We start from the raw sequence: 6,845 nt of genomic DNA, 5'->3' as shown, positions 1-6,845 counted from the left end.
ATCGATACCAATGAGCGCAATGTTTTCCATGATAGTTCTCCGAATGAAAGCCTGTCCTCAGCATAGTACCGGGAAGGAGGGAGTGACCATCTCATTAAAAACCTTCCCGGAAACGGTAGACACCCAAGACTATAACAAGAACAATATTAAAATATCCTCGTCTCGGAATTCTGACGAACCCCGAAACCAGAAAACTCAAAAGTTTCTCTCACGCCATCCAGAAGCTGCCGCCGGGATATACACCCCGGCAGGTAAATCATGGGGATCCGCTGACGACCTCAAGGCCGCACGCTGGATTTACGACAGGCTTCTCACCGTCAACGCATCGCTATCCGAGCCAAACTGGGCTGAATGGGCAAACACCATCAGGCTGATGCGTGTCCAGGACAAGCGTACTCACTACGAAATCTATGACCTGTTCCAGTGGGCTAACCGGGACGAATTCTGGAAAGACAACATTCTGAGCCCTTCAAGTCTGCGAAAGCAGTGGGATAAGCTCACCACCAAACGGCTGCGTGCAACCGCAGCGGTAAAACCATCCCGGAGCGGCATCGACCTGCATAACACCGACTGGATTGACGGGGTGCTGGAATGAAAAACCTCGCAGAGAGCATTCGTAATTTTGACCGGGAACAGGCTCGCCGCGTGGCGCACAACCTGCCTGAGCAGTACACCGAGCGCGAACAAACACAGCAGGTGGCGCAGATTATCAACGGCCTGTTTGTGCAGCTGGCGGCCGCGTTCCCTGCAAGCCTGGTTAACCGAAGCCAGGACGACTTTGACGAAATCCGCCGCCAGTGGGTGCTGGCCTTCAAAGAAAACGGGATAAACACCATGGAGCAGGTTGAAGCCGGCATGCGTATGGTGCGTCGCCAGGAGCGTCCATTCTTGCCATCGCCTGGCCAGTTCATCAAGTGGTGCAGGGAAGGGCGCTGCGTGCTGGGGGTCACCACCGCAGACGTGATGGCTGAATACTGGAAGTGGCGCAAGCTGGTGTTTCGGTACCCGAGCAGTGAGCAGTACCCCTGGCCGAAGCCGGTTTATTACCACATTTGCCTCGAGCTGCGGCGTCGCGGAACTGATGGCCAACTCAGTCACAAAGAGCTTGAGCGTGAGGCCGGTGATATTCTGGATAGGTGGGAAAAGCGGGTGCTAGCCGGAAAGCCGATTCCGCCTATTCGTCGGGCGTTGGCTGCGCCAGTTGCTCCGAAAGGGCCGACACCGGCGGAGCTTTTGAAAGCTAAATATCAACGGATGAAAGCAGATGGCAGGGCATAGTGAGGAAATGGTCTGTTATGAGCGAGAAGCGGACTCTACCGTGGATTTTATCAACACTCAGGGTTTACTTTTAAAAATTGTTATCCAGTTTTACTGCATGAGGTATCCCATAATTGTCCTACCGTTTTACTCATTTTTTGTCTCTTTTATCTATGACATCAATGGTTAAGATTACAACGTCTGAGCAGACGTACTAATTTAAATTCTGTCATTCAGTCGTAGCGATTCTGTGAGGCATCTTTTTATTTTAAACAACTCAAAAAGGTGGAAATAACGATGAAGCGTCCAAACTGGTTTCAAGTTTCCGATAAAGGTGGCAAGGCTATAGCAGCGCTCCATCATTACGCCACTACTGGTACAGGTTTACCTGCCGAGCTGATCCATTTAATTTTTTTAAGAGTTTCCCAGATCAATGGTTGTGCACACTGCATAGATATACATACTCGCGATCTTATCAAGAGTGGCATGTCCGTCGAAAAGATTGTATTGGTGCCTGTCTGGCGAGAAGCTACCTATTTATTCTCGGATATAGAGCAAGCTGCCCTCTCATGGGCGGAAGAAGTTACCCGTGTTAGTGAAACACATGCTTCCGATGAAGCATATTCCGCAGCGCTTTCTGTATTCGGTGAAAAAGATTTGGTTGAACTTACCATTGTTATTGCCACCATGAATGCCATTAATCGTATGGGTATTAGTTTTCGAATGAAGCCGCTTGCTAAAGCTTGACAGATGTAAATAGCTCCCATAAAGGACTCTGGAGCTATATTAAAGTCTGCTTCTGGCACAAAAATGACATCCCAGCCTGTGCATGACCGTAAAAACTACCTTCACTTGATAAGCCGCTTCGGGTTATGACGAGGCGCTTGTGTGACATGCTGGAAAACCAATTTAGACGTTTACTGAAAGCCTGATTGTCCTCAAGTGAAACGACCCTTAGAAATTTCTATAGCGAAATAATCACATAAGTCTTCTCCACGTGTGTTATAAGCGAGTTTGAAATCGCCACCACTGGCGGTTAAGAGGCATCCTATGAAACTACGTATCACAAGAGCAATCGGCCTCAGCAAGTTCTCGCCACGTTGGGTTAAGGTTATCTGTTTACGGTTGACTAAAAACGACATTGAGCGCTCCCTCAACGCGCTTCTGGCCACAATTGATGAATCTGAACTCACCCCTGAGCAAGTCAAAGCATTAAGGGAATGCATTGACAGAATTAACCTGGCAAGGGGGAAGGGGATACAGGCGTGAGCATGTTTGATAAAAGGTAAGCCAGCACTGTATATGCGCGGCACGTTTGCTGCGCAAGTATCGCTGACTGGTCGATACCAGCTGAGCTTTAAAAGCCAAATATGATTGGATGAAAGCTGGTAGGAGGGTATGAGGATGAACTGGTTCTTTGTGAGCGAAAATGAGACCAACTATTTAAGCCTGCTCCGTTTACCGCATCTCAACTGAGTTCTTTTTTCTTTGAGTAGCAGGCTTAATCTTCATTTTGCTGGAGTTAGCATACGCCGCAACCCTGAACGGCATTGAACAATACGTGCAAGAAATCCAGCAAATCATTGATTGAAAGGCTCTTGACCTCAAGTTAACTTGAGCTTTTAAGATGGGGACTCTGGAGATAGTCAAAGGATTAGTCTTATGAAAGAGATTGATGTCGGTTTTACGCACGTTGCGTTTGTTGTTAGAGATTTGGAAAAAAGCATTGATTTCTACAGCCGTTATGCTGGCATGGAAGTCGTACACAGGCGAGAGCCTGACCTTCCGGAGGCACGTAAAGTCGCGTGGTTAAGTGACCGAACTCGACCTTTTGCACTTGTCCTTGTTCAGGTTGATGCTGTTACTGACACCCCTCTGGGTAATTTCGGTCACTTGGGAGTAGCTTGTTCAAGCATTGAAGAAATCGACAATAAGGTAGCGATGGCCAGAATGGAAGGCATCTTGCGAAAAGAACCGGTTCAGGCAGGCGAACCGGTGGGTTATTATGTCTTCTTCGCTGATCCTGATGGTAACACACTTGAACTTTCTTATGGTCAGAAAGTCGGGATCGAGGCTTTCCGTCAGGATGATAAAGTGCCTGCATCTCAGTAAATTTCGATAACCGGTTGGATTACATTACGCACTGGTAATGTTTCATGTCGTTTTAGAGCTTGCTGACAAATTTGTTGCTTAGTAACAGCAAGCTCCATAATAGCCTTTACGAATTTTCATTTTATAAATCTCATATCGAAACCACAATTTAGTAGTGAAACTGCACTAAACTCCTCTGAAATCTATTCAACATAACTATTGTGTAGACCACCAAATCTGAGATCTGTCCCAAATCGTTCTTAAAACCGATACCTGCAAGCTTGGAAGCGCTCCATCCTTCTAACACTCTTTAATCGTTGCAAAATCCGTAAGATACGTTTATAAATATACTGTATATGCATACAGGTGTTCATTGCGGAGGGAAAAATGAAAATCGAGTTAGCCATTGATCGCATGAAGAAACTTCCTGATGGAGCTATACCTGCACTAGAGTCAGAACTGCTCAAAAGGCTCAGCAAGCAGTTTGATAATTGTCAGCTAACGATCAAGCGTGCCAGCAATGATGGTCTGAGTGTTTTCGGGGGCGACAAGAAAGAGGTTGAGCAAATCGTGCAGGAGACCTGGGAAAGCGCCGACGAGTGGTTTTATTAATCGCGTGAATTTCACTGGAGCAGTTTCAAAGAGTATCGCTGTTTGCGTTCCCCTGGCTGTTCCCGATTACTGTTTACCGCGTCAATAAGTCGCTCTGGGGGAAATAGTGTGTAGTGCAGATGCCTTTAATGCAGATGATCAATGGTACGACGTGGTCAGAAGGGCCGATAAAGCAGTTATCTATAGCTTCCCGGCTGAGGGCAGATATCTGGTTTATCGAGTAAATGGAATAGTTTCATTACGACCGTTGCTCGAAGAGGAAGAAATATTCACTCTCAACGGGTTTATGCAATTTGCAAAACGACTGGGGTACCGAGTTACACCACCGTCTGATATTATTCTTTCATAGGCCTGAACAACCTATACCTGATGCGCCACGGAGAGAACCATGGCGCTAGAATTACAACTTATCAAACACCATTCAGGAATACTGATCCCGGCTACGCCCGAGACCAGGGATATCCTGCAATCAAAAACCCGGCTCGGCGATATTCTTGTTGCCGAGTTCAGGCGGGTACGAAACCCGGCATTTCACCGGCGCTTTTTCGCGCTTCTCAATCTCGGTTTTGAATACTGGGAACCAACCGGCGGGGCTATCTCGAGTAACGAGAGGAAGCTGATTACTGGCTACGCCAAGTTCCTGGCTTCGTATGCCGGCAATGAGGGCGCGCTGATCGATGCTGCTGAGCATTATCTTGAGCAGGTTGCATACCGCCGGGTCACAAATGGCATTAGCCTGTGCAAATCCTTTGACGCTTACCGCTCCTGGGTGATCGTCGAAGCAGGGCACTTTGATGCCATTCAGCTGCCTGACGGCACACTCAAAAAGCATCCTCGTAGCATCTCGTTTGCCAACATGGACGAGCTCGAGTTCCAGCAACTCTATAAAGCTGCGCTCGATGTCCTCTGGCGCTGGGTCCTGTCCCGTTCATTCCGCAGTCGCGATGAAGCCGAAAACGTCGCCGCGCAGCTGCTTGGCTTCGCGGGGTGATGGAATGAAGTTTTCCTGGTTCCACCACACCGATTGCAGCACCGAACAGGCCGAAGAACTGGTTAAGCGTTACAAAGCGCGCGGCGTGCGAGTTGAGCGCAGCCTTAATCAGGATTACGTGACCTGGACTGTCAGTGCATTCCTTCCGACCTCAAATACACCAGCGCGCCCGGACAGTCGCTGGCGAAACCGGTTGTGGGGGTGAACGTGAAGACATATCAAATCACTTTGCCCTGGCCGCCGAGTAACAACCGGTATTACCGGCACAACCGTGGACGCACGCATATCAGTGCTGATGGCGTCGCGTATCGCTATGCGGTCGCCAGTGTCATTCGAAGCGCCCGGCTTAATATCCGCACGGCCGCACCACTTAAAATCCGCATTGAATGTTACATGCCCGATCGCCGGCGCCGCGATCTGGATAACCTGCAAAAGGCTGCATTCGACGCTTTAACCAAGGCGGGATTCTGGCTGGATGATTGCCAGGTTGTGGATTATCGCGTTATGAAAATGCCTGTCGTTAAGGGCGGGAAATTAGAACTCACCATTACCGAACTGGAGACCGCATGAATCTCGAGAATACACTCAAATATCACTTCGCCAAATCGACGATGATTAGCGACTCTCCTCGTGCTACGGCATCAGATGCATTAACCGGTTCGGATATTATGGCTGCGATGGGCATGACGCAGGAACGGGCCGCCATGGGTTACAGCGCTTTTCTCGGGAAGATGGGTATCAGCAACAATGACCGGGAGAGGGCGATTGAGTTGCTGGCCCAGTACGCGCTGACTAAGTGCGATCGGGTTGCGGCATTACGGAAGCTTGATGCAGAGATTAAACCACTGGTGATGCATCGGTTGGCCAGCTTCGCTTTCGAGGATTATTCCCGCAGCGCCGCCAGCGTGAAGCAGTGTGATGGCTGCAATGGGGAAGGGTTTGTAGACGCTGAGGTTTTCAGCACGAAGTCTCACACTCTGGCAAAAGAGAAGAGATTCGTGAAGATGTCTCTGAATATGGGCGTCGAAGATTTTCGACCTTCTGAGCATGAGGTACGGAGGCAGGTTAGGGAGGTAGCGCGCGTTCTCTGCCCTCAGTGTAAGGGTAAGAGGGTCGTTAGTTGTGCCTGTAAAGATTGCCATGGACGCGGGAAAGCCGTCAATCAGGCCCTTACAGAACAGCAGGGTGTTCCGGTTATGGCCGATTGCAAGCGTTGCAGCGGGCGGGGGTATGAACGAATCCCATCAACTGAGGCTTACGCCGCGGTATGCCAGATAACGGATGAAATCAGCCTCGATACCTGGAAGAAGTCTGTTAAGCCATTCTACGACCAGCTCATCACCAAGTTTGATATCGAAGAGGCTTGGGCTGATGCGCAGCTCAAGCAGATAACAAAGTAGGGCATTATTTTATCGTGAGCTATTTACTTTTCCCGAATCTGTGGTAATTTTGCTCTAACGATGGGTTATTGCCTTCGTTTAAAGCCCTGCGGTTAACCCCGTGGGGCTTTTTGCTTAATAGCGATTTAAGTATTACTAAAATCATCAGTATTCATTGCCTCTTATAATCTCTATATCAAAGAGGAGGGGGAATGATGACAGAAGGCTATTACTGGATTCAACACAACGGCAGAGTACAGGTTGCTTACTTTAGCAATGGTGTTACAGAAGACCTTGAGACGGGACTTACTTTTAATGGTATTTGGCACCTGACACAGGGTGACGACATCTGCGATAACGGAGAGGCCGAGGTGATTGAAGGCCCTCTGCCTGTACCATTTAAATGAATATATTCATCTGATTACGTGGCAGATTCTTCATACTGCACATAAGCTTCTTATGCATCCTGCAGAATGGATGTTTCTGAAAGCGTTTTTGTGGTGGATCCCCCTAAG

11 protein-coding genes and 1 pseudogene are annotated in these 6,845 nt (G+C 48.6%); all 12 read left to right on the top strand.

The annotated features are described in order from the left end of the window. A pseudogene (locus tag ACMWKA_RS23690) lies at positions 1-595 on the top strand (hypothetical protein); the annotation flags it as partial. Further along, the gene (locus tag ACMWKA_RS23685; RefSeq protein ID WP_414760654.1) at positions 592-1,278 is read left to right on the top strand and encodes a replication protein P; all 687 of its coding nucleotides are present in this window, start codon (positions 592-594) and stop codon (positions 1,276-1,278) included. The pseudogene ACMWKA_RS23690 and the gene ACMWKA_RS23685, both read left to right, overlap by 4 nt. 276 nt (positions 1,279-1,554) lie before the next feature. Continuing rightward, a complete protein-coding gene (locus ACMWKA_RS23680; RefSeq protein WP_014832179.1) occupies positions 1,555-2,004 on the top strand; it encodes a carboxymuconolactone decarboxylase family protein in 450 nt (149 codons plus the stop codon). A 303-nt stretch (positions 2,005-2,307) separates the two neighbouring features. Beyond that, complete coding sequence (locus ACMWKA_RS23675; RefSeq protein WP_040022244.1) at positions 2,308-2,526, top strand: hypothetical protein; 219 nt, start codon at positions 2,308-2,310, stop codon at positions 2,524-2,526. A 393-nt stretch (positions 2,527-2,919) separates the two neighbouring features. Next, positions 2,920-3,369 (top strand): VOC family protein, encoded by a 450-nt coding sequence (locus ACMWKA_RS23670; RefSeq protein WP_038985459.1) that lies wholly within the window; start codon positions 2,920-2,922, stop codon positions 3,367-3,369. Positions 3,370-3,735: 366 nt separating this feature from the next. Beyond that, the gene (locus tag ACMWKA_RS23665; protein ID WP_014832176.1) at positions 3,736-3,960 is read left to right on the top strand and encodes a DinI family protein; all 225 of its coding nucleotides are present in this window, start codon (positions 3,736-3,738) and stop codon (positions 3,958-3,960) included. A 106-nt stretch (positions 3,961-4,066) separates the two neighbouring features. Next, positions 4,067-4,309, top strand: a complete 243-nt coding sequence (locus ACMWKA_RS23660; RefSeq protein WP_224065701.1) for a hypothetical protein — start codon at positions 4,067-4,069, stop codon at positions 4,307-4,309. 39 nt (positions 4,310-4,348) lie between these two features. After that, the gene (locus tag ACMWKA_RS23655) at positions 4,349-4,951 is read left to right on the top strand and encodes a DUF1367 family protein (protein ID WP_029882067.1); all 603 of its coding nucleotides are present in this window, start codon (positions 4,349-4,351) and stop codon (positions 4,949-4,951) included. Between the two features lie 4 nt (positions 4,952-4,955). Beyond that, entirely contained in the window at positions 4,956-5,156 is a 201-nt protein-coding gene (locus tag ACMWKA_RS23650; RefSeq protein WP_029882066.1) for a hypothetical protein, read from the top strand. A gap of 2 nt (positions 5,157-5,158) precedes the next feature. Beyond that, entirely contained in the window at positions 5,159-5,521 is a 363-nt protein-coding gene (gene rusA, locus ACMWKA_RS23645) for a crossover junction endodeoxyribonuclease RusA (protein WP_038420920.1), read from the top strand. Then, positions 5,518-6,351 (top strand): antitermination protein, encoded by an 834-nt coding sequence (locus ACMWKA_RS23640; RefSeq protein WP_029882065.1) that lies wholly within the window; start codon positions 5,518-5,520, stop codon positions 6,349-6,351. The genes rusA and ACMWKA_RS23640 overlap by 4 nt, the downstream gene beginning before the upstream one ends. 194 nt (positions 6,352-6,545) lie before the next feature. Then, positions 6,546-6,737 (top strand): hypothetical protein, encoded by a 192-nt coding sequence (locus tag ACMWKA_RS23635; RefSeq protein WP_029882064.1) that lies wholly within the window; start codon positions 6,546-6,548, stop codon positions 6,735-6,737. Positions 6,738-6,845: the final 108 nt, after the last annotated feature.

The organism is Enterobacter sp. 03-F-07-AD-ECC (genome assembly GCF_047530935.1).
Classification (GTDB): domain Bacteria; phylum Pseudomonadota; class Gammaproteobacteria; order Enterobacterales; family Enterobacteriaceae; genus Enterobacter; species Enterobacter cloacae.
Note: the sequence above shows the minus strand (reverse complement) of the source record. Positions and strands in the feature narration are given on the sequence as shown.